General features: G+C 70.9%; 10 protein-coding genes. 7 read left to right on the top strand and 3 right to left on the bottom strand.

The window, feature by feature from the left end:
• The first annotated feature begins 162 nt into the window (after window positions 1–162).
• From OIE47_RS35580 to OIE47_RS35595, 4 genes are read left to right on the top strand one after another with little or no spacing between them, the layout of a single operon-like run.
• The gene (locus OIE47_RS35580) at window positions 163–3288 is read left to right on the top strand and encodes an AMP-binding protein (RefSeq protein ID WP_326558934.1); all 3126 of its coding nucleotides are present in this window, start codon (window positions 163–165) and stop codon (window positions 3286–3288) included.
• Window positions 3285–6440 (top strand): non-ribosomal peptide synthetase, encoded by a 3156-nt coding sequence (locus OIE47_RS35585; RefSeq protein WP_326558935.1) that lies wholly within the window; start codon window positions 3285–3287, stop codon window positions 6438–6440. The genes OIE47_RS35580 and OIE47_RS35585 overlap by 4 nt, the downstream gene beginning before the upstream one ends.
• Before the next feature lie 59 nt (window positions 6441–6499).
• On the top strand, window positions 6500–9985 hold the full coding sequence (locus tag OIE47_RS35590) for an amino acid adenylation domain-containing protein (RefSeq protein ID WP_326558936.1): 3486 nt from the start codon (window positions 6500–6502) through the stop codon (window positions 9983–9985).
• Window positions 9982–14454, top strand: coding sequence for a non-ribosomal peptide synthetase (locus OIE47_RS35595; protein ID WP_326558937.1), 4473 nt, complete (start codon window positions 9982–9984; stop codon window positions 14452–14454). The genes OIE47_RS35590 and OIE47_RS35595 overlap by 4 nt, the downstream gene beginning before the upstream one ends.
• Window positions 14455–14464: 10 nt before the next feature.
• On the opposite strand, the gene OIE47_RS35600 is transcribed toward OIE47_RS35595, so the two are convergent.
• From OIE47_RS35600 to OIE47_RS35610, 3 genes are all read right to left on the bottom strand, one after another.
• Window positions 14465–15391 carry a DUF2726 domain-containing protein gene (locus tag OIE47_RS35600; protein WP_326558938.1) on the bottom strand — a complete coding sequence of 309 codons (927 nt, stop codon included), beginning with the start codon at window positions 15389–15391 and terminating at the stop codon, window positions 14465–14467.
• 129 nt (window positions 15392–15520) lie between these two features.
• A complete protein-coding gene (locus OIE47_RS35605) occupies window positions 15521–17011 on the bottom strand; it encodes an acyl-CoA synthetase (protein WP_326558939.1) in 1491 nt (496 codons plus the stop codon).
• A 287-nt stretch (window positions 17012–17298) separates the two neighbouring features.
• On the bottom strand, window positions 17299–18210 hold the full coding sequence (locus OIE47_RS35610; RefSeq protein ID WP_326558940.1) for an aminoglycoside phosphotransferase family protein: 912 nt from the start codon (window positions 18208–18210) through the stop codon (window positions 17299–17301).
• 240 nt (window positions 18211–18450) lie between these two features.
• On the opposite strand from OIE47_RS35610, the gene OIE47_RS35615 reads away from it, so the two are divergent.
• The 3 genes from OIE47_RS35615 (at window position 18451) to OIE47_RS35625 (ending at window position 24116) form a co-directional block, all read left to right on the top strand.
• Entirely contained in the window at window positions 18451–21846 is a 3396-nt protein-coding gene (locus OIE47_RS35615) for a glycosyl hydrolase family 95 catalytic domain-containing protein (protein WP_326558941.1), read from the top strand.
• Window positions 21847–21979: 133 nt separating this feature from the next.
• On the top strand, window positions 21980–22870 hold the full coding sequence (locus OIE47_RS35620) for an IS5 family transposase (RefSeq protein WP_442792132.1): 891 nt from the start codon (window positions 21980–21982) through the stop codon (window positions 22868–22870).
• Between the two features lie 376 nt (window positions 22871–23246).
• A complete protein-coding gene (locus tag OIE47_RS35625) occupies window positions 23247–24116 on the top strand; it encodes a GAF domain-containing protein (RefSeq protein ID WP_326558942.1) in 870 nt (289 codons plus the stop codon).
• The last annotated feature ends 166 nt before the right edge of the window (window positions 24117–24282 follow it).

Raw genomic sequence — 24282 nt, forward strand, 5'->3', positions numbered from 1 at the left:
TGTCTGTCGGCGGGTCGGAAAAACGCCCGAGAGCGAACCCAACTGTTAGGACAGTGATCTCTACTGTTAGGACTAATTACATATCGACGAAGTGCTCGTTACGGTGGGTGCCACGCGGGGGCGGCAGACGACCAGCACCAGGTACGCAGACGAGAGGGCGCCATGTTGACCCATCCGGTGCGCACCGACACCACGACCGTACCGGCGTTGCTCGATGCCCGTGCGGAGATCGAACCGGACCGGATCGCCCTGGTTGTCGACCACTCGGGGGAACCGGACGGCGGGCCGGACCGGTTGACTTTCGGGCAGTGGCGGACCCGCGCCAACTCGGTCGGGCACGGGCTGCTCGCCCGGGGAGTCCGGCGCGGTGACCGGATCGGCCTGCGGTTCGACGGGTCCGACTGGGTGGGCTTCGCGGTCGCGTACGCGGCGGTCACCTCGGTCGGCGGGGTCGCCGTACCGCTGCCCGAACGCGGTACCCCGGCACAGCTTCGGGACCTGCTCGACCAGTGCGGGGCCAGCGGCCTGATCCAGGGCACCGAGGGCGATCCCCGGCCACGGTACGGATGGACGGCCACCCTGGACGAGCTTGACCGGGGTCCGGCGGAACCGGTCGGCGGCCTGGTCGAACCGGCCGACCTCGCCCAGATCATCTTCACCTCCGGCACCACCGGACGACCGAAGGGAGTGACGGCCAGCCACGCCAACCTGACCTTCGGCCTGCTCCCCCGCCCCCGCCGACGACCGCTGGCCCACTCGCGACACTTCCTGCACGCGTTCCCGCTGGGCACCAACGCCGCCCAGACGATGCTGCTGCACGCCCTCGCCGCCCAACCGGCGGCGCTGGTCCTGCCCCGGTTCGAACCGGAACGGTTCGCCGCGCTCGTCGCCGAGTACCGGGTCGGGACGGTGTTCGTCGTGCCGGCGATGGCGATCGAGCTACTCAACACCGGCGCCCCGGAACGCCACGACCTGTCCAGTGTGCTGCTGCTCGCCTCGACCGCCGCGCCGCTGCCCGGCGCGGTCGCCCGCGCGCTGTGCGCCGCCCTGCCCGACGCCACCATCGTCAACAACTACACCTCGACCGAGGCTGCCCCGGCGCACACCACCGTGGTCTTCGACCCGGACCGACCGGCGGCGCTGGGACGTCCGGCCGCCGGGGCCGAACTCCTGATCGGCGACCCGGACGGCGTACGCCTACCGCCCGGCACCGTCGGCGAGGTGTACCTCCGCTCGGACACCCTCCCCCGCGCCTACTACGGCGACGAGGACGCCAGCGCGGCGGTGTTCCGGGACGGGTGGGTACGGATGGGCGACCTCGGCTACCTGGACACCGACGGCTACCTGCACCTCGTCGACCGGGAGAGCGACGTGGTCAAGTCCGGTGCGTTCAAGGTCTCCACCCCGCACGTCGAGGCGATCCTGCACGAGCACCCGGCGGTCGCCGACGCGGCCGTGGTGGGCGTACCGCACCAGACCATGGGGACGATGCTCGCGGCGGCGGTGGTCGCCCGTACCCCGGTGGAACCGGCCGACCTGCGCGTCTGGCTCGCCGAACGGCTCGCCCCGCACGAGCGGCCGACCCGGCTGCTGCTGGTCGACGCGCTGCCCCGCAACGACGGCGGCAAGCTGCGCAAGACCGAACTTCGGCAACTGTTCACCGCCGCCGTGGCACCGGAGCACCGGACACCGCCCGCGACACCGACCGAGGTGACCCTCGGTGCGCTCTGGGCCAGGGTGCTGTCGGCGGCTGAGGTCGGGCGGGACGACGACTTCTTCGCCCTCGGCGGGGACTCGTTGCGGGCCACCCAGCTCGCCACCCTGGCCACCGAGAGCTTCGGGGTGGCCGTACCGGCGTCGCTGGCCTTCGACCAGCCGGTCCTGAGCGCACAGGCTCGGTGGCTCGCCGACGCCACCCCGGCCGCACCCGCCGAGCCGATCGGTACGGACACCGTCATGGCGTACGACGAGGTGCCGCTGAGCGCGCAGCAGGAGAACTTCTTCAACTGGATGTACGCCACCGACGAGCCCCGTGACGTCGGCCCGATCAGCGTGGCGATCCGGATCCTCGACGACTTCGACCCCGAACTGCTGCGGCGCAGCCTGGACCTGCTGGTACGCCGGCACGAGTCACTGCGTACGGTCTTCGCCGACGCCGAGGGTAGGGCCGGCAGGGCGGGCGGGCAGCGGGCGTACGTCCGGCCGGACTGCCCGCCGAGGGTGACGGTCGTCGCGGCCGACGGCGCGGACGCCGAGGCCCGGCGGGCGGACGCCGCCACGATCGTCCGGACCGACCGGGAACACGGCTTCGACCTGACCACCGGTCCCCTGGTCCGGGCGGTGGTGGTCCGGCTCGACGCCGACGACCACGTGCTCGGCCTGGCCGTGCACCACCTGGTCTTCGACGGCTGGTCGATGGGGGTGCTGCTGCGCGAACTCGGGCTGGTCTACTCGGCGCTGCGCGCCGGCCGCCCGGTGGTGCTGCCGCCGCTGCCGGTGCCCTACCCGGAGGCGGTCCGGTGGACCCGCGAGCAGTGGCCCCGGACCCGCGAGTTCTGGTCCGGCCGACTCGACGGGGCGCCGACCGGGGTCGAGCCGTTTCCGGGCCGGCGGCGGGCGGTCCGGCTGCGCAGCGACTCGCTGGAGTTCCGGCTCGACCGGGAGGCCGCCGACCGGCTGCGCGGGTTCGCCCGCGACCGGGGCGCGAGCACGTTCATGGTGGTCGCGGCGGTCTGGGTGGCGGTGCTGTCCCGGTTCACCGGCGCACCGGAGATCATGCTGATGTCCCCGGTGCCGGGCAGGACCAGGCCGGAGTTCGAACCACTGCTCGGCTGTCTGGTGCAGTCGCTGCTGCTGCGGATCGACGCCCGCGCCGACCCGACCTTCGACGAGCTGCTGGACCGGGTACGCGGAACCGCGCTGGACGCGATCGACCACCAGTACTACCCGTACGCCGAGTTCTATCCCCGGTTCCCGAACTCCGCCTGGCTGCGGTTCGAGAGCTGGGGCGGGGTGACCCACTTTCCGGGGCTGGACTCGGAGCCGTTCGAGCTGCCGCGTGCGCTGGACGCCGACTGGCCGACCCCGAACGGGGAGCCGGATCTGGGGGTCCCGGAGTTGGCGATGCTCGAACAGCCGGACGGGTCGATCTCCGGCTGGCTGCTCTGGAACTCGTACGCCTTTGATCGGTCCACAATGGAGCGTTTGGCTGAGATGCTGGTCCGGCTGGGCGCGTACGCACCGGACCGGTCCGGTCGGCGGCTGTCCCAACTGACGGAGGCGATGTGACCACGGTGCAGATCCCCCGGCGCAACCGGCGCCCGGCCACCACCGCCCAGCACGGGATGTGGTTCACCGAACGGCTGGGTACGGCCGGTTCGGCGTACCACATGCCGGTGCCGATCCGGCTCGACGGCGAACTCGACGTGCTGGCGCTGATCGACGCCTGCGCGGCGCTGGTGGCGCGGCACCCGGTCCTCGGCAGCTCGTTCGAGGAACACGACGGTGAGCTGTTCTCCATCCCGGCACTGATCAGCCCCCGGGTCACCCTGACCACGGTCCCCGCACCGGAGCCGGAGGCGGAGGAGGAACTCGCCGAACTGGTCCGGGCGGAGACCCTGCGGCCGTTCGACCTGCGGCACGGGCCGCTGACCCGGTTCACCCTGTTCACCTCGGGACCCCAGCGGCACCTGCTGCTGGTTGTCGCCCACCACCTCGTCTTCGACGGCGAGTCCAAGGACATCCTGGTCCGCGACCTGGGCGAGCTGTACCGGGGCTTCGCTGACGGCCGTACCCCGGACCTGCCGCCGCTGCCCGTCTCGTACGCCGAACATGCCGGCGCCGAATCGGCCCGGCTCTCCGCCGAACTGGCCCCGGCCGGCGAGTTCTGGGGGCGGCACTGGCACGAGCCGGCACCGGTGGTCCTGCCGGGCCTGCGCCACCAGCAGCCGGCGGCGGCGCCCGGCGACACCGTGGACCACCTGTTCGACCCGTGCCTGCGGGTGGCGCTGGCCGGCACCGCAGACCTGCTCGGCGCGACCCGGTTCGAGGTGCTGCTCGCCGCGGTGCAGGCACTCCTGCACCGGTACGGCAACACCGAACCGACCGTCGCGGTGGACCTCGGCACCCGTACCCCGCTGACCCGCGAGTGTGTCGGCCTGTTCGTCAACGAGGTCCCGGTCACCGGCGCACCCCGACCGGACCAGACGTTCCGTGACCTGGTCGCCGCGACCCGGGCGGCGCTACGGGACCGGTACCCGTTCCGGACGGTTCCGGTGGCCCGGGCCACCGCCGGGGTGAAACCACGGATCGCCCTGGCACCGGTGTCAATCAGCTACCGGCGGCGACCCAGCCGCCCGCCGTTCGCCGGGCTGACCGCCGACGTCGAGTGGTTGGCGTTCAACCACACCGCCCGCAACGCCCTGCACCTGCAACTGCTCGACAGCCCGGAGCAGCTCGCCCTGCGCCTCCAGTACGGTCGGGACACCCTGGACCGGGCCGACGCGACTCGGATCGCCGGGCACTTCACCACCCTGCTCGCCGCCGCGACGGCGGCACCGGACACCCCGCTGGCAGACCTCGACCTGCTCGACGACCACGAATCCGACCTGCTGAGCGCCTGGTCCCGCCCCGCCCCGGTCGACCGGGGCCCCGCCGCACCGACCGGCACGCCACCGAGCCATCGCACAGAAGGCACCCTGCCCGAGCTGTTCGCCGCCCGGGCAGCGGCTGCACCCGACGATCCGGCGGTCATCTCCGGAGACCGAACCTGGACGTACGGGCAACTGTCGGCCGCCGTGGACCGGCTCGCCGCACGCCTGCGCGGGTACGGCGTCCGCCCCGGCGACCGGGTGGCCGTGCTCGTACGCCGGACACCCGCGTTGCCGGTCGCCCTGCTCGGCGTCCTCCGGGCCGGTGCCGCATACGTGCCGCTGGACCCGGACCACCCCGCGGCCCGGCTGGACGCGATCCTGGCCGACGCCGCACCGACGATCCTGGTCACCGACCAGCCGTCGACCGGCCTGTCCCACTCGTGCCCCACCCTCGCACCGCTCACCGACGACGAGCCGGAGCACGCGGGTGCCGACCTTCCCCCGCCGCACCCGGACGACCTGGCCTACCTGATCTACACCTCCGGTTCGACCGGGCAGCCGAAGGGCGTGCAGATCGAACACCGGGCGCTGGCGAACCTGCTGCTCGGGATGCGGGACCTGCTCGGCTCGGAGCCCGGCCACGGCTGGCTGGCGCTCGCCTCGGCCGCGTTCGACATGTCCAAACCGGAACTCTTCCTGCCCCTGGTCACCGGCGGCCGGATGGTCCTGGCGACCGAGGCCCAGACCAGGGACGGAACCGCGCTGCACCGGCTCGTACGCCGGCACGGGGTGACCCACGTGCACGCGACGCCGTCGACCTGGCGGCTGCTGCTGGACGCCGGTTTCGACCAGCCGGACGTGGTCGGGCTCAGCGGTGCCGAACCCCTGCCGCCGGCCCTGGCCCGGGAGGTGCGCAACCGGGTGGGCCGGCTGTGGAACCTGTACGGCCCTACCGAGGCAACCGTCTGGTCCACCGTCGGGGAGCTGCCCGAGGAGGTGGACACCGTCGGTATCGGCGAACCGATCGCCAACACCCGTCGGTACCTGCTCGACGGCCGGCTGAACCCGGTCCCGGTCGGCATCGCCGGCGAGGTCTGCCTCGGCGGGAGCGGACTGGCCCGGGGTTACCTGAACCGTCCCGCGCTGACCGCCGCACACTTCGTCCCCGACCCGTACGGGCCGGCCGGGTCGCGGCTCTACCGCACCGGCGACCTGGCCCGTTACCGGCACGACGGCGAGGTCGAGTTCCTCGGCCGGATCGACAACCAGGTCAAGATCCGGGGGTACCGGGTCGAACTCGGCGAGATCGAGGCGCACCTGGGCCGGCACCCGGACGTGCTCGACTGCGCGGTGGTGCTGCGCGACCGGGAGGGGACCGGCCCGGTGCTGGTCGCGTACGTGGTCCGGCGGGCCGGGGGCGGGGATCCGACGCCCGCCCGGCTGCGCCAGCACCTGGGCGGGACGCTGCCGGCGTACCTGTTGCCGAACCTCTTCGTCGAGCTGCCCCGGCTGCCACTGACCGGCAACGGCAAGCTCGACCGGCGGGCGCTGCCCGATCCGCCCGCCGACACCGGCACCGCCCCGGACCCGGCGGACGGGAGCCAGCCGGGTTACACCGGTGTGGCGCGGGAGATCTTCGAGATCTGGCGGCAGGTACTGCGGATCGACGACATCGGCCCGGACGACGACCTGTTCGACCTCGGCGGGCATTCGCTGACCGTCACCCAGATCGCCGCCCGGATGCGCCGACAGCTCGGCATCGACCTGCCCCTGCACGTCTTCTTCGACTCGCCGACCATCAACGGCCTGGTCGCCGCGTACGCGACGTCGACACCAGCGACGAGTTAGCGGCCGGAACGCCGCAGGAACCCACCACCGATCGCACCGTCCAACGAGGAGGCAAAGTCGTGCCATCCACCGCCGACCCTGACGCCGGCACATCGACGGCACCGGCGTCGCGTACCAACCTGGAGAGCGTGGTCGCGCTGTCGCCGCAGCGGCAGGCGCTGCTGGCCCGCCGGCTCGCCCAGCGGGGGTTGGCGGCGGTGACCGAGCCGGTCATCGCCCGGCTGCCGCGTACCGGGCCGGACCAGTTGTTCACCTGCTCGTCCGGGCAGCAGCGGATGTGGTTGGCCAGCCAGTTCGACCCGTCGGACCCGTCCTTCCACGTGTCGATGTCCCAGCGGTTCGGCGGTCGGCTCGACGTCGCCGCCCTGCGTCTGGCCCTCACCGACCTGGTCGACCGGCACGAGGTCCTGCGCACGGTCTATCTCGGCGCCGACGGTGCGCCCCGCCAGCTCGTCCGGCCGCCGGAGCCGGTCCCGCTACCCGAGGTGGACCTGCGTGACCTGCCGGTCGCCGACCGGGAACCGCAGGCCCGCCTGCTGGCCCGGCACGCCTTCGCGGAGCCGTTCGACCTGGCCACCGGGCCGGTGCTGCGGGCGACCCTGTACCGGCTGGCCGACGACGACCACGTGCTGATGATGACCAGCCACCACATCGCCATCGACGGCTGGTCGATCGGCAACGCGCTGCGCGAGCTGGCCGCCCTCTACACCTGGCGGCGCTCGACGCCCGAGTCCGGACCCGGCACGTCGCCCCCCGCCGGTCCGCCGCTTCCCGCGCTGCCGATCCAGTACGCCGACTACGCGCACTGGCAGCACGATTCCCTCAACGAAGGCGAGTTGGCCGACGGGTTGGAGTTCTGGCGCCGTCAGCTTGCCGCACCCCGTACCGATCCCGAGCTGCCGATCGCCCGCCGACGCGACCAGCCCGGCGACGGTGCCGGTGCCGGTACGGGTGGCAAGGTCAGCCTTTCGATCGGTCCGGAACTGCTCGACGGGCTGCGGGCGGCGGCCGGCGCGACCCGGGGGACCACCCCGTTCGTGACCCTGCTGACCGCGCTCAAGGCGCTGCTGGCCCGCTACCTCGGGCAGAGCGACGTCACCGTCGGTACGCTCGTCGCCGCCCGTACGCACGTCGAGCTGGAGCCGTTGATCGGCTACTTCGCCAACCCGCTGGCGTTGCGTACCCGGCTCGATCCCGAGCTGACCTTCGCCGAGGCGGTGGCCCGGGTACGCCGTACGGTCATCGACGGGTTCGCGTACCAGAGTGTGCCGTTCGACCTGGTGGTGCAGGAGCTGGCGCCACGGCGGGACGCCCAACGGCACCCGTTCTTCCAGGCCGCGTTGATCCTGCACAACTTCTCCGAGGGTTCCCGGCCGGACTGGCCCGGCCTGGACGTGCGCTGGTGGGACAGCGAACTGGACGACATGCTGTTCGACCTGACCCTGGTCGCGGTGCCGCAGCCCGACGGTGGGCTGGAGGCGACGTTCTCGTACCGGACCGAGGTCTTCGACGCCGCCGACGTGGAACGGCTCGCCGCCGGGTTCCGTCAGCTCCTGGTCGGGATCGCGGCCGATCCGGGGCAACGCCTCGGCGACGTGGCGCTGCTGACCCCGGCGGATCGGCAGCGGGCGCTGGTCGACTGGCAGGGGCCGATCCGGGAGCTGCCGCCGGAGGCGTCCACCTTCCCGGCGCTCTGGGCGCGATCGTGTGCCCGCTATCCGGAGGCGGTCGCGGTGGCGGCCGAAGACGGGGTGCTGTCGTACCGGGAACTCGACCGGCGGGCGAACCAGCTCGCGTACCGGTTGCGGGCCGGCGGGGTCGGGCCGGAGACCCCGGTCGGCATCTGCCTGGACCGTACGTCGGACCTGCTGGTGGCGGTCCTCGGCGTGTGGCGGGCCGGTGGCGCGTACGTGCCGCTGGACCCGGCCTTCCCCGCCGGCCGGCTGCGGATGATGGTCGACGACGCGGCCGTCCGGGTCCTGGTGACCGAGCAGGGGGTGGCCGACCGGATGGGCGAGCTGTGCGACGCGGTCCCCGAGCTGGTCCGCCTGGACCGGGATCGGGCCGAGTTGGACGGACTGCCGGACGATCCGCCGGCCGCGGACCCGCACCCCGACCAGCTCGCGTACACGATCTTCACCTCGGGCTCGACCGGCCGACCGAAGGGGGTCGAGGTCAGTCACGGCGCGGTCGGGAACCTGCTGCTGTCCTTCGGCGAGTCGCTCGCGCTTACCCCGGCCGACCGGCTGCTCGCGGTCACCACCCTCTCCTTCGACATCTCCGTGCTGGAGTTGCTGCTGCCTCTGGTGTCCGGGGCACGGGTGGTGGTCGCCACGAACGCGGAGGTCGTCGACGGCGCCGCGCTGCTGGCGCGGGCGCGGTCCAGTGGCGCGACCGTCCTCCAGGGCACCCCGGCGACCTGGCGGATGCTGCTCGCGGCCGGCGAACTGCCGACCTCCGTACGGCACCGGCTCTGCGGCGGCGAGGCGTTCTCCCGCGACCTGGCCGAACGGCTGGCCGGCGGGATCCTCTGGAACGTGTACGGCCCGACCGAGACCACGGTCTGGTCCGCCGCCGGGGTGGTCGACCCGGAGCCATCCGCCGGTTCGGCGCCGGTGACGATCGGGCCGCCGATCGTGAACACCCGGATCTACCTGCTCGACGGGCGGGGACAGCCGGTGCCGATCGGTGTCACCGGTGAGGTGCACATCGGCGGGGCGGGTGTGGCCCGTGGCTACCGGGGTCGACCGGGGCTGACCGCGCAACGGTTCCTGCCGGACCCGTTCGGTAGCGAACCGGGCGGACGGCTCTACGCCACCGGTGACCTGGCCCGGCACCTGCCCGACGGCCGGATCGAGTTCCTCGGGCGCGGCGACCAGCAGGTGAAGATCCGTGGTTTCCGGGTCGAGCTGGGCGAGATCGAGGTGGTGCTCCGCGAGCAGGAAAACGTACGGGACGCGGCGGTAGCCGCCTGGACCGACGGCGGCGACGGTGACGCCCGGCTGGTCGCGTACGTGGTGCCGGAGGCGGCAACCGACGCGGCACAGCTCTGGAGCCTGCTCCAACCCCGGTTGGTGTTGCGGCTGCCGGCGTACCTGATCCCGGCGACGCTGGTGGTGCTCGACGCGCTGCCACTGACCCCGAACGGCAAACTCGACCGGGCCGCACTGCCCGCCCCGACGTGGGGCGCGACCGACTCCACCCCGTACGTCGCCGCCCGTACGCCGGTCGAGGCGGCGATCGTGGGGATCTGGGAGGAGGTCCTCGGGGTGGAACCGATCGGGGTGGACACCGACTTCTTCGCCCTCGGCGGGCACTCGCTGCTGGCCGAACGGGTGCTGTCCCGGCTGCGCGCGTACTTCCAGCTCGCGGCGCCGACGCGGGTGCTGTTCGACGCGCCGACCGCCGCCGGGCTCGCCGCCGCGCTGATCGAGCTGGAACCGGTCCCCGGTCAGGTCACCGCCATCGCCGAGGTACGGGCCGAGATCGAGGCGATGTCACCGGAGGACGTGGCGTTGCTGCTCGGCGACGGTGGGGCCGGATGACCGGGCGGGCAGACGAGCTGCTGGCCGTCCTGCTGGCGCGGCGGGGTTTCGCGTTCACCGCGAGCCAGTCCATCCGCCCCGGTCCACGGGGACCGGAGTTGCCGCTCTCCCCCGCACAGCAGCGGATCTGGTTCCTCGACCGGCTCGGGGTGGGTGACTCGGCGTACCTGATGTCGGCCGCGTACCGGGTCGGCGGGGTGCCGGACGTCCCGGCGCTGACGGAGGCGTTGCGCCGGCTGGTCCGGCGGCACGAGCCGCTGCGTACCGCGTTCGTGGACCGGGACGGGCACGGGGTGCAGGCGATCCGGCCGGCCGACGACCCGGACGTGGTGGTGGCGCTGCCGGTGGTGGACCTCGGTGACCTGCCGGAGGAGGCGCGGGAGCGGGGGCTGCTGCGGCTGGCCCGGCACGAGCTGGCCCGCCCGTTCGACCTCGGCCGACCACCGCTGGTCCGGGGCACGTTGGTCCGGCTGGCGCCCGACGACCATCTCCTGCTGCTGGTCCTCCACCACATCGTCTGCGACGACGTCTCCCTCGACCTGCTCACCGGTGAGCTGGCCGCCACCTACAACGCGCTGGTCACCGGCCGCGAGCCGGCGCCGGCACCGCTGCCGGTCCAGTTCGCCGACTACGTACGCTGGCTGGCCGACCGTGATCCGGAGGTGCTGCGGGCGCAGGAGTCGTACTGGCGCGAACACCTCACCGGCGCGCCCGCCCTGCTGGAGTTGCCGACCGACCGGCCCCGTTCGGCACAGGTCGACGCGCCCGCCGGCAGTGTCCGGTTCACCCTGCCGGCGGAGGTGACCGTGGCCGTCGAGCGGTTGCGCCGGGACACCGACTGCACCCTGTTCACGGTCCTGCTGGCCGCGTTCACGGTGGTGCTGGCCCGGCAGAGCGGCCAGTCCGACGTGGTGGTCGGCGTACCGGCGGCGAACCGGTCGCTGCCGGAGCTGGAGACGATGGTCGGGATGTTCGTGAACACCCTGGCCCTGCGGACCGACCTGTCCGGTGACCCGACGCTGCGGGAGGTCCTGGACCGGGTCCGGCGTACCTGCGTCGGCGGGCTCGGGCACCGCGAGGTCCCGCTCGAACGGGTCACCGAGATCGTCGCCCCGGACCGGAGCGCCGGGCACCATCCGCTGTTCCAGGTGATGTTCGTCCTCAACTCCGGCGGCGGCGACGCGGCCGGTGGGCTCGCCCTGTCCGGGTTGACCGTCCGGCCGGCCGGGATCGGGAACGGCACCGCCCGGTTCGACCTCACCCTGGTCGTGGACGCGGGCGGCGACCGGCTGACCGGCCAACTCGACCACAACACCGGCCTGTACGACCGAACCACGGTCGAACGACTGGTCGACCGGCTCGAGCAGGCCCTGCGGTTGCTGACCACCGCACCCGACCGACGCCTGTCCGAGGTGGACCTGTTCACCGGCGCCGAGCGGCAACTCCTGCTCGGTGGCCTGCATCCTTCGCCCCCGCCGCCGGCCCAACCGGGGTTCGCCGACGACCTGGTGGCGGCGCAGGCGTCCCGTACGCCGGACGCCCCGGCCGTGTACGGCGACGGCGGCTCGGTCACCTACGCCGAACTCGACCGATGGGCCGACCGGATCGCCCGACGGTTGCGGGCGACCGGTGTCGGGCCGGACGTCCCGGTCGGGTTGGTGTTACCGGCCGGTCCGGCGGGCATCGCCGGGCTGCTCGGCATCCTCCGGGCCGGTGGCGCCTACCTGCCGCTCGACCCGAAGCACCCGCCGGAACGGCTGGTCGACCTGCTCGCCGACGCCGGTGCCACCGTCCTGCTCACCGCCGGCCCGTACGCGGACACCGTCGCCTCCTTCGCCGGCACGGTGATCCGGGTGGACGACACCACCCCCGCCCCGACCGACGCCCCTCCCCCACCGGCCCGGCGCCCGGAGCAGCTCGCGTACGTCATCTACACCTCGGGCTCGACCGGGCGGCCGAAGGGCGTGATGGTCACGCACGACACCGTGACCAGGTTCGCGGTGGCGTTCCGGGACGTGCACGGCTTCGGTCCCGGACAGCGGATCCTGATGATCCCCCCGCTGACCTTCGACGCCTCCGTCGGTGACATCTTCCCGGCGCTGGTCAGCGGCGCGGCCCTGGTTGTCCACCCCGAGCCGGCCGCGCTCACCGGACCGGCCCTGCTGGACCTCTGCGTCACACAACGGATCACCGCGGTCGACGCTCCCTCGGCACTCTGGCAACGCTGGGTGGACGACCTCTCCGGCCATGAGGTGCCGGCCGACCTGCCGTTGACCGTGATGATGGTCGGCGGTGAACGGGTGCCGGCAGACAAGGTCGCCGAGTGGAACCGCCTCACCGGTGGCCGGATCAGATTCTTCAACCACTACGGACCGACCGAGGCGACGGTCTGCGCCACCGTCCACGTCGCCGGCCAACCGGGCACCACGGTCGCGGCACCGGACGAGTTGCCGATCGGCCGACCGCTGCCGCACGTACGGGCCTACGTGCTGGATCCTGGCGGTCGGCTGCGACCGGTCGGCACTCCCGGTGAGCTGTACCTCGGCGGCGACTGCCTGGCCCGTGGGTATCTCGGCCGCCCGGAGCTGACCGCACGGGCGTTCGTACCCGACCCGTTCTCCGGCACACCGGGGGCGAGGCTCTACCGCACCGGCGACCTCGCGAAGGTACGCGCCGACGGTGAGCTGGAGTTCCTCGGCCGGGTGGACCGGCAACTCAAGATCCGGGGTTACCGGATCGAGCCGGCCGAGATCGAATCGGTGCTCGGCCGGCATCCCCTGGTCGGCGAGACCGTGGTGGTGACCCGTGACCAGCGCCTGGTCGCGTACGTGGTGCCGCGCGCGGGTGCCGCCGTACCGGATCCCGACGAGTTGCGTACCTTCCTCCGGGGCCGGTTGCCGGACTTCCTGGTGCCGGCCGGGTTCGTGCCGCTGGACCGGTTGCCGCTGACCGCGCACGGCAAGGTCGACCACCACCGGCTGCCGGCACCGGATCCCGAATCTGCGCACCCGTTCGTCCCGGCCGGTACGCCGACCCAGGCCCGGCTGGCCCCGCTCTGGGCCGCCGCGCTGGGCCGGGACCGGGTCGGCGCCCGGGACGGCTTCTTCGACCTCGGTGGGCATTCGCTGCTGGCCGCCCCGCTACTGGCCCGGATCAACCGGGAGTTCGGCGTCGAGCTGCCGCTACGTACGCTCTTCGACGCCCCGCACCTGGACACCTTCGCCGCCGTCATCGACTCCGCCCTCGCCGTCAGTGGGCGGCCAGGTCCGGTCGTCACCCCCTCGAAGGCGGACAGGGTCGACCTGTGGGCCGAGGCCGTGCTGCCGGACGACGTCTGCGCCGATCTCGGGCAGCTTCCGCCGGCCGACCACGATCCGGCGCACGTTCTGCTCACCGGGGCCACCGGGTTCCTCGGGGCGTTCCTCCTCGACGACGTGCTCCGGCACACCACCGCCGAGGTGCACTGCCTGGTCCGGGCCGGTTCGGTCGGCGCGGCCATGGTCCGGGTCGAACACAACCTGCGCCGGTACGGACTCTGGCGCCCCGAGTACGCGGCCAGGATCGTCCCCGTCCTCGGTGACCTGACGCAACCGCGACTGGGACTGTCCGCACCGGCCTTCGCCGCCCTCGGTGCACAACTCGACGTGATCTACCACAACGGTGGGGCGGTGCACTTCGTGCATCCGTACCAGCGGTTGAAGGCGGCGAACGTGGGCGGAACGGTCGAGGTGCTGCGGCTGGCCGGGCTGGGTCGGGTGAGCGCCGTACAGCACGTGTCGACGCTCGGCGTCTACCTCGGCCCGGTGGACGGGTCACGGACGGTCACCGAGGCCGATCCGCCGGACCGGCCGGACGGGTTGTGGGGCGGTTACAACGAGAGCAAGTGGGTGGCGGACCGGTTGGTGCAGGCGGCTCGGGAGCGGGGGCTGCCGGTGTCGATCCACCGGCCGGCGCGGGTCACCGGTCACGCCGGCACCGGTGCCGGCAACACCGACGACTACCTCAGCCGCCTGTTGAAGACGTTCGTCCAGGTGGGAGCCGTACCGGCGCTCGATTTCGAGGAGGATCTGGCGCCGGTCGACTACGTCGCCGCCGCGATCGGGCACCTCTCCCGCCGCACCGGCACCGCCGGCCGCGACTTCCACTTCTACAACCCCCGGACCATCGGGTACGCGGAGATCGTCGACGTCCTGCGCGAGCGGGGTTACCCGGTCCGGTCCCTGCCGTACGAGCGCTGGTACGCCGAGGTGGTCGAGGCGGCAGAACATTCGGCGGAGATCGGCCTCGGCCCGTTCCTGGCGGGGCTGCCGCCGACGATGGGTCCCCGGGAGCACCCGACGTTCGACTGCACCGGCACCGAACGGGCGGTGGCGTCGGCCGGGATCCACTGTCCGCCGGCCGATCGCGTACTGCTCGGGCGGTATGTCGACTTCTTCGTCCGTACCGGATTCCTGCCCGGACCCGGCTGACCGCCTGCGGCTAGACCTCGGCGTCGACCGGTTGCTCGAAGGAGATGTGGGCGAAGGCGAAGTCGGTCGCCAGTTCGTCCTGGCGCAACCGCAGCTCGGTCAGGTCCCGGCCGAGCTGTTCGCGGGCGTACAGCACGGGTTCGTCGTTGCCGAGCCGCTTGAGCTGTTCGCCGATCGCCGCCGCGGCCAGGTCCTCGGCGAGCTTGCCGGGGTCGACGCCGCAGGAGAAGCCGTGCTGCCAGACCCGGACCCGTTCGAAGAAGAACTGGTCGGCCCGCACCTCGAGCCAGGCCCAGCCCTCGGCCGGGCCGTCCGCCCAGCTCACGTGCAGGCTCCGGATGATCGGGTCGAAGACCTGGCGGCTCGCGTACGCGTCGACGGCGGCGGATCGGGCGACGGCGCCGAGGTCGTTGACGTACCCGCTGCGGCCGTCCGGGAGGCGGCCGATGATGTCCCGGTAGGTCTGCGGAGCCGGGTCGGTCGGGTCGCCGTCGTCCGCTCCGGTGACGTCCCCGAAGGCACGGGCGTCGAGGACGTAGTCGAGGATCCGGCGCCCGTTGCCGCCGTCGCCGAGGGTCGGCGACTCGATCCGCAGCAGTTGCAGGCCGACCGCGGCGCAGACGGCGTTGGTCATCCGGTCGTCCCGGCTGGCCTCGGGGCCACGGCCGACGCTCGCGCTCAGTTCGACCGCGAAGGTGGGGGCGACGCTGCGCTGGTCACCGACGACAAACGCGAACTGCGTACGGATCGCGGAGCTCCACTGGTGCGCGGTGATGCCCGGCGGACGACGGCGGGTGATCTGGCTGAGCTTCCAGTCCGGCTGCACCACGCAGCCGGCCCGCTCGAACGCTTCCCCTCGGGCGACGCGGGCCGCGTACTCGGCCGGGGGGAAGATCGGACGCAGCCACAGATCGTCGTCGATGCCGGTGTCTACCATGTATGTCGATCCCAAGTGTCGCAGCCGGGACGCCGTCCACCGCGGATCGGGTGGACAGCCGGTAACCATGCTAGGAATCCTCTCCCGTACGGGCGGCGGCAGGTTCGCAACCCGCCGAAGGGTCCCAGGTCAGCCGGCCCCGAGCAGCTTCTTGGCGACCTTCCCCATGGCGTTGCGGGGCAACTGGTCCACCAGGTGCACCTGACGGGGACGCTTGTGTACGGACAGTTGCCCGGCCACGAAGTCGATGAGCTGCTGGCCGTCGACCCCGTCCGCCACCACGTACGCGGTGACCTGCTCGCCGAGATCGGCGTGCGGGGTGCCGACAACGGCTGCCTCGGCCACCGCCGGGTGCGCCAGCAGGGCGTCCTCCACCTCACCGGCGCCGATCCGGTAACCGCCGCTCTTGATCAGGTCGGTGGAGGCCCGCCCGACGATCCGGTGCCACCCGTCCGGCCCGATCACCGCCACGTCCCCGGTGGCGAACCAGCCACCCTCGCCTACCCCGGCCGTCCCCGCACCGGCCGTCCCCGCACCTGCCGGCACTGCACCTGCCCGGGACGGCGGAGCACCGTCCGCGCGCAGGTAGCCGTCGAACAGGGTCGGTCCGCTCACCTGGAGTTCGCCGATGGACTCGCCGTCGGGCGGAAGCACCGCGCCGTTGTCGTCGACGAGCCGGGTCCGTACCCCGGTGACCGGGAGGCCGACCTGACCCGGACGCCGTTCACCGGCCGCCCGGCCACTGACCGTGATCAGGGTTTCGGTCATCCCGTACCGCTCCAGCGGCGGTTGTCCGGCCAGGGCGGCGAGCCGGTGGAAGACCGGCACCGGCAGGGCCGCGCTGCCGGAGACCAGCAGCCGGGCCGAGCGCAGCGCCCGAGCAGCACTCTCGTCACCACTGATCCGGGACCAGACCGTCGGTACGCCGAAGTAGAGCGTCCCACCCGCTGCCGCGTACGCCTCCGGGGTGGGTCTGCCCGTGTGTACCAGCCGGGAGCCGAGTCGCAGCGGCCCGAGCACCCCGAGCACCAACCCGTGTACGTGGAACAGCGGCAACCCGTGCACGAGAGTGTCGTCCGGCGTCCACTGCCAGGCGTCGGCGAGGGCGTCCAGGTCGGCGGCGATCGCGGCACGGCTGATCAGGGCGCCCTTCGGCGGCCCGGTGGTGCCACTGGTGTAGAGCACCAGCGCGGTCCGTTCCGGCGGGGGCTCGGGATACCGGGTGTTGGACCGGGTGGTCCGGCCGATCGGCAGCACCGCCGGACGGGGTGCCCCACCCGGCAGGGCGGATCGTTCGCCGCCGGGCAGGTTGTCAAGCAGGTCGGGCCGTTCGGTGAGGACCAGGTCGGCGCGCGAGTCGCGGAGCAGGTGGGCGAGTTCGGCCGGGCCGGAGTCCGGCGGGAGCGGCACCACCGGCACGCCGCTGATCAGCCCGGCGAGGACGCCGACGACGGTTTCGACGGTCGGGGTGGCGTGCACCGCGACCATTCCCGCGCCCCGGATGTCGCCGGCAACCGCCGTCGCCCAGCCGATCAGCTCGTGCCGGGACAGCCCGCGCCCGGCGACCACCAGCGCGTCGGAGTCGTCGGACGTTTCCGTGAGCAGGGCGTCCAGCAGCACCGACCGACACTCCTCGCCGCTTCGACTGACAGTGGTGCGGACAGTCGGCGGGTTGTCCCCGACTGTGCATCGCCGCAGCCAGGTGGGATGGGCAACTGGCAAGAGCGTAGTTCACATCCGGGAGCGACTGCCGGTAGTGCTGCCTGCGCGGCGGATGGCGCCTCCAGGAAAACCAACGCCTTCGACTCGTACATCTTCTTCGATGTAGGAACATCAAAGACGATGTAAGAGAATTACGCGTCATGCCTCCCGGCCGGGTGACGGTCGCCCACGGAGAGCGACGAGCACTAGCGGAGTCGGGGCAGGAGTTGCCGGGCGACGTCCAGGGCCCGACCGCCGCCCGTGGCACCGCCCTCGGCGTCCCACACCTCGGAGAGCACGCAGAGCACGAAGCCCCAGGCGATCACCCGTTCCACCGGTAGCGCCAGCCCGTCGGCGAGCTGTTCGATCCGGGCAGGTACGAGGGCGAGCAGGTCGTCGTCCCGCCGGGCCGGGTCCGGGTTGTAGAGCCACGGGCCGACCTCTGATCCGGGGTCGCCGACCACCCCGTGCGGGTCGATGGCCAGCCACGGTTCCCGTTCGGCCCGGAGGATGTTGTCGTGGTGCAGGTCGCCGTGGAGTACGACCCGTTCGGCGGCACTGGCGCACAGCTCGTCGAAGATCCGCCCGGCCCGTTCCACCAGGTGCCGGGGCAGCACCCGGTCGTCCGGGTACCGCCGCAGGTGGGCCGTGAACGCCTCGCCACGGGTCACGAGTTCGGGCAGCGGGCAGTCGGCCGGCGGGGTCCGGTGCAGTCGCCGGGTCAGCGTGACGAAGGCCGCCGTCGCCTCCTCGTCCCGCTCGGGTACGAGCACCCTGGCCTGCGTACCCGGGGCAGCCCGTTCCAGCAGGAGCGCTCCCCGTTCGGCGTCCCGGTCGAGCAGGCGTACGGCACCGCGCCCGTCGAAGGAGGTCAGCGCCGCCGCCTCGTGGAAGAGATGGTCGGACTCCGGCACCCCGAGCTTCAGCACGGCGGGTGTGCCGTCGCCGCGCCGGACCGGGGCGACCCAGTTGAAACTGAGCGCGTACGGGTCGCCGACCTCAAGGTCCCAGTCACGGGTGATCGCGGTGACGAGTGACGGCAGCTCGGTGAGCCACCGCTGCCCGGCCTCGCCCCATACTTCGCTGACCTTGCGCCGGAACACCGGTGGGATGGTCATATCGCGGAACATGCCGCAAATCCTGCCAGGCACCCGGTGGGACGCACCCCTGTCCGGACCGACGTCGAGTGTGGACCTTACCGTTCGGCCGACCGCAGGGCTTGTTTCCTCGATGTTCAATCCGTAACCTGCCGATTAAACATCCGATGCCTGTCGGGCACCTTACTGTCATTAGTCCGCTTTTATCCACCGACCGATAACCACCACCTCTTAGTACCTCGGATGATTCCGGAGGCCCCGTTGACACACCACCCCCGAAGAAGACGACTCGTCCCCCGTACGCTGCTCGCTGGCGTACTGGCCGCGGCTGTGGCCGTACCCGTGCCGGCCTTTGCCGGGCCGACGCCGCTGGCGGCCCCCGAGACCGGCCCCGCCGCGGCCGGGTCCGACCCCCTGACCCTCTGGTACGACGAACCGGCCGCCGACTGGGAGACCCAGGCGCTGCCGATCGGCAACGGCGCGCTCGGCGGCATGATCTTCGGCCGGGTCGCGAACGAGACCGTGCAGTTCAACGAGAAGACCCTGTGGACCGGTGGACCGGGCGCGCCCGGTTACAACTTCGGCAACTGGACCTCGCCCCGACCGAACGCCATCGCCGACATCCAGGCGCTGATCAACCAGAACGGGCGCATCTCCCCGCAGGAGGTGGCGAACAAGCTCGGCCAGCCCAAGAGCAGCTTCGGTTCCTACCAGAGCTTCGGTGACCTGTCGCTGCGGCTGACCGAGGACCCGGGCACGGTCCAGGAATACCGTCGCGAGCTGAACATCGGCACCGCGCTCGCCAAGGTCTCCTACGTCGACGAGGGTGTCCGCTACACCCGCGAGTATTTCGCCAGCAACCCGGACAACGTGCTGGTGGTCCGGCTCAGCGCCGACCAGCCCGGCAAGGTCGGCTTCACCGCCGGGGTGACGGCGGCGAACAACCGGTCGAAGACGACCACCGCCACCGGCGGCCGGATCACCTTCGCCGGGGCGCTCAACGACAACAAGCTCAAGTACGAGTCGCAGATCCAGGTCAACAACGACGGCGGGACGCGTACCGACGGGACCGACGGCACGGTCACCGTGGCCGGGGCCAACTCCGCCACCCTGGTTCTCGCCGCCGGCACCGACTACGCCGGTCAGTACCCCACCTACCGGGGCACCGACCCGCACGCGGCGGTCACCGGTCGGGTCGACACCGCCTCGGCGAAGTCGTACGCGGATCTGCTCGCCGCCCACCAGGCCGACTACAAGGCCCTGTTCGACCGGGTCAACCTCGACCTCGGCCAGGTGATGCCGAACATCCCGACCGACGAGCTGCTCACCGGCTACGACAAGGGCAACGCCGCAGCGGACCGCGCCCTGGAGAGCCTCTTCTTCCAGTACGGCCGCTACCTGCTGGTCGCCTCGTCGCGGGGCGGGTCGCTGCCGGCGAACCTCCAGGGCGTGTGGAACAACTCCACCAACCCGCCCTGGGACGCGGACTACCACGTCAACATCAACCTCCAGATGAACTACTGGCCGGCGGAGGTCACGAACCTCTCCGAGACCACCGCCCCGCTGTTCGACTACGTCGACGCGATGGTGGCGCCGGGCAAGGTCACCGCCCAGCAGATCTACGGTAACCGGGGCTGGGTGGTCAACAACGAGACGAACCCGTGGGGCTTCACCGGCCTGCACAACTACCCGCAGTCGTTCTGGTTCCCGGAGGCGGGCGCCTGGCTGGCGCAGTCGTACTTCCAGCACTACCAGTTCACCAAGGACGAGAAGTTCCTGCGTGAGCGGGCGTACCCGATGATGAAGGAACTGGCCCAGTTCTGGATGGACGAGCTGGTCGTCGACCCCCGTGACGGCAAACTGGTGGTCTCCCCCAGCTACTCGCCGGAAAACGGTGACTTCACCGCCGGTGCGTCGATGTCGCAGCAGATCGTCTGGGACCTGTTCACCAACACCATCGAGGCCGGCAACATCCTCGGTGGCGACGGCGCGTTCCGCAACGAGGTCAAGGCCGCCCTGGCGAACCTCGACCCGGGCATCCGCGTCGGCTCGTGGGGTCAGCTCCAGGAGTGGAAGCTCGACCTGGACAGCCCGACCGACACCCACCGGCACGTGTCGCACCTGTTCGCCCTGCACCCGGGCTCGCAGATCTCCCCGACGAAGAACCCGGAGATCGCCGAGGCCGCCAAGGTGTCGCTGACCGCACGCGGCGACGGTGGCACCGGCTGGAGCAAGGCCTGGAAAATCAACTTCTGGGCCCGGCTGCTCGACGGCGACCACTCGCACAAGATGCTGAGCGAGCAGCTCAAGGGCAGCACCCTGGCGAACCTGTGGGACACCCACCCGCCGTTCCAGATCGACGGCAACTTCGGTGCCACCTCGGGCATGGCCGAGATGCTGTTGCAGAGCCAGACCGGCGAGATCCAGGTCCTGCCTGCCCTGCCGAGCAAGTGGGCCAACGGCTCCGTCAGCGGCCTGCGGGCCCAGGGCGACAACACCGTGGACGTACGCTGGTCCGGCGGTGCCGCCGACGAGATCAAGGTGACCACCGGTCGCGCCGGCAAGGTGAGCCTGCGCAACTCGATGTTCACCGGCCCGTACACGCTGGTGGACGCGGCCAGCGGACGGAAGATCACCACCACCGGTGGCGGCGAGAAGATCACCTTCGAGGCCGTCAAGGGCCACACCTACGTGGCCACCTCCCAGGTCGACATCGCCATCGCGGCGCCGGCCACCCTGGAGGTCGGCCAGACCGCGCCGGTCACCGTCACCATCAAGGCATCGGGTACGACCACAGTCCCGGCCTCCTCGGTCAAGCTCGCCGTGCCGGAAGGCTGGACCGTACGACCCGGCCAGATCGCCACCCCGAAGCTCCGCCCCGGAGACTCGCAGGTCTACACGTTCACGGTCGCACCGACCCGGGAAGCCGAACCTGGCCCGTCCCGGATCGAGGCACGCCTGATCAACGACGCCTGGCGGGCCACCGCCAGCACCTCGATCGCCCTGCCGATCCCGCCGCCGTGCGACGTGCCGAACCCGGCCAACCCGCTCGTCGCCTGGGACCCAAGCTCGGGCAACACCATCGCGGACCGCTCCCCCAACGGGCGTACCGCGACGGTCCAGACCGGAGCCGAGTACGTCGCCGCCGGCCCCACCGGCAGCGCGCTGGCGCTCAACGGCCAGCGTTACCTGCGTACGACCCCGACGACGCTCGGCTACCTGAACACGGCCACGTTCGCGGCCGAGGTGAAGGTGACGACCACCGGTAGCTACCGCCGGCTGTTCGACTCCCAGCCGGGCGGCAACCCCGGCACCGACGGGATCCTGATCGACCTGACGCCGAGCAACCAGGTCCGCTTCATCGGCGCCGGCAACGGCGTGACCACCACGGCGACCCTGCCCACCGGCCGGTTCCTCGACCTGGTCATCACGATGGCCGACGACGGCGCGATCACCGTCTACGTCGACGGTCAGGTCGCCGGTACGGCGAAGGTCCCGGACGGCGGCATCATCGGCTGCGCGACCCGTGAGCTGCGGTTCGCCGCAGACCAGGACGGCGGCCAGCGGCTGACCGGTGAACTGGACCGGGTGGCCATCTTCCCGACGGCACTCCCCGCTGACCAGGTGGTCGGCTGGCAGGCCCGCGCCTTCGGCTAGGGCGCGTTTCATAAAGCACGGTGGGCAGGTTGAGGTCACGGCGTGGCGGTGATCGATAGACAACGAGGTCTCCGGTACTTGGTACAACGACCAAGAAGCACCATGCACCGGAGACCTCGTGGCCACCCTAGCGGTGACGAGGCGGCACGACCTGACCGACGCGCAATGGGCGGCGCTTGCCCCGTTGCTACCCGCTGCGCCGGTTCGGGGTCGTCCGCCGAAGTGGACAAGAAGGCAGCTGATCGACGGGATTCGGTGGCGGATCCGGATCGGTTCACCCTGGCGTGACGTCCCGGCCGAGTACGCGCCCTGGCCCACCATCTACGGCCTGTTCCGCCGCTGGCAGCGCGACGGCACCTGGGAGAAGATCCTCGCCGGGCTACAGGCCAGCGCTGACGCGGCCGGCCGGATCGAGTGGGACGTCAGCATCGACTCGATGACCAGCCGCGCCCACCAACACGCTGCCGGTGCCCGCCGGGACGGGCATCTGCAGAGAGAACCACCCGGCGGCATCCACGACGAGCCCGTCGATCACGCGCTCGGGCGGTCGCGAGGCGGGCTGACCACCAAGACGCATCTGGCCTGTGAACAAGGTCAGAAACCCCTCGCCCTGATCCTCACGGCCGGTCAACGCGGCGACAGCCCGCAGTTCATCCCCGTCCTACGCAAGATCCGGGTGGGCCGGCCCGGCGGTGGGCATCCCCGGACCCGTCCGGACCTCGTCCTGGCCGACAAGGCCTACACCTCGAAAAGCAACCGAGCCCACCTGCGTTCCCGCGGGATCAAGGCCTGCATCCCGAGCAAAGCCGACCAGGACGCCCACCGCAAAGCCAAGGGATCGAAGGGCGGTCGCCCACCCCGCTTCGACCCGGTCGTCTACCGGCAACGCCACGCCGTCGAGTGCGGCATCAACCGCCTCAAACGCCACCGCGGCGTCGCGACCCGATACGACAAACTCGCCGTCCGCTACCAGGCCGTCCTGACCATCACCGCCATCGGAGAGTGGCTCCGACCGGACTTATAAAACGCGCCCTAACCACCACCAGCACCAGCAGTACGCACACAGGGCTCCTGCCGACTCCCGTACCGGGAGCCGGCAGGAGCCCTGGATCATTCATAACGATTGTCGCCCGAGGAGATGTTCAAAAGACCGGCATACAAGGCGAACTTGCGCCCGAACCGATCCCATGATCGGGGACAGTATTCCCAGGAATATCCAACAAATAGTACATTTCCTCGCCGCTCGCCACTTACGACACCCCACACTTATGGGATCATGGCACCGTGAAGCACCTACAGGCAGTGCGTCAGAAACCAGACATTGACCTTGCTCTAGCCGAGGTTCACCTACAGTATGACCTCTTCTGTTTCGGCTAAAAATGAAGGCGGAGGGGCCTTTTGTGAGCGACAAGTTGGAGCCAAGATCCCGTCAACAAAAGGTGATCTCAGCTCTTGGCCGCGGGCGCTGGGCACTTCTAGTTCTGCTGCCAGCAGTAGTTGCGGCCTTCGGCGGATTCGCCGGAATGAAGACTGGCCAAACACGAGTATACTTCATTCTTATCACTATATTTGCGGCTTTGTCCCTCGCCTTCTTGAACGTCTGGAAAGAGATTCAGGCCAAGCGAGCACGGTCCTCTGCAGTCAAGGCGAAGGGTGCCCTGGCTGACGCACTAAGCCAGGCAGGAAAGCCACTAGTAACCGTACTAAGCAAGGTAGCCGACGCCGATGGCGAAGAGCGAAAAGCCCACGTCGGAACCCTAATGACGCTCACGCTTCAGATTGCCGCCAGTCAATGTGGCAGATTAACGAACAAAAAGTGCAATATACGGAGTGTAATCTACCAGTTCACTGAAGATGGGAGGCTGGTACGCGCCGAATGGCACGGACGACAAGGGAAAGCGCCACGCCTTGACTTCGAGGCCAGCAGAGGAAAAAACGACCGAGAAGTAATCGAGATTGCACAGGGCGAAGACTTCGTCCTGTGTTACAACATCGACAAGGACGCCCCTAGCCATATCGACGGCAAAGAATCACGGCCCTACAAATCCTTTCTTCAGGTCCCAATTCGAACAGAGCGCCGGAGCTTTGGCTTCTTATCTGTCGACTCAGACGTGCCCTACACCCTAACTACTGCCGACGTCGGATATGTGACGCTAATGGCACGAATAATAGCCTCAGCCCTCGCATTACTTGAGAGCAACACCACGAAACCAACGGAAGCCCGCAAGCCGACAGTTCCAAGCCAGCTAGTAAGGGGATCGAATGTCTAGGCAGCTACGCGATCGAAACCCCTCATCAACCACCCTCGCCCGGCGCCGGAGAGGTTCACGAGTACTCGTGGGGCTCGGCAGCTCGGCATCCGGCACGGAGGTCAAGCCCATAGTTTCCGCCGAGGAGCGTCAATTCCTTGAGGGCACGATTACCGGCGATGAATAC

The organism is Micromonospora sp. NBC_01796 (assembly GCF_035917455.1).
Lineage (GTDB): Bacteria > Actinomycetota > Actinomycetes > Mycobacteriales > Micromonosporaceae > Micromonospora_G.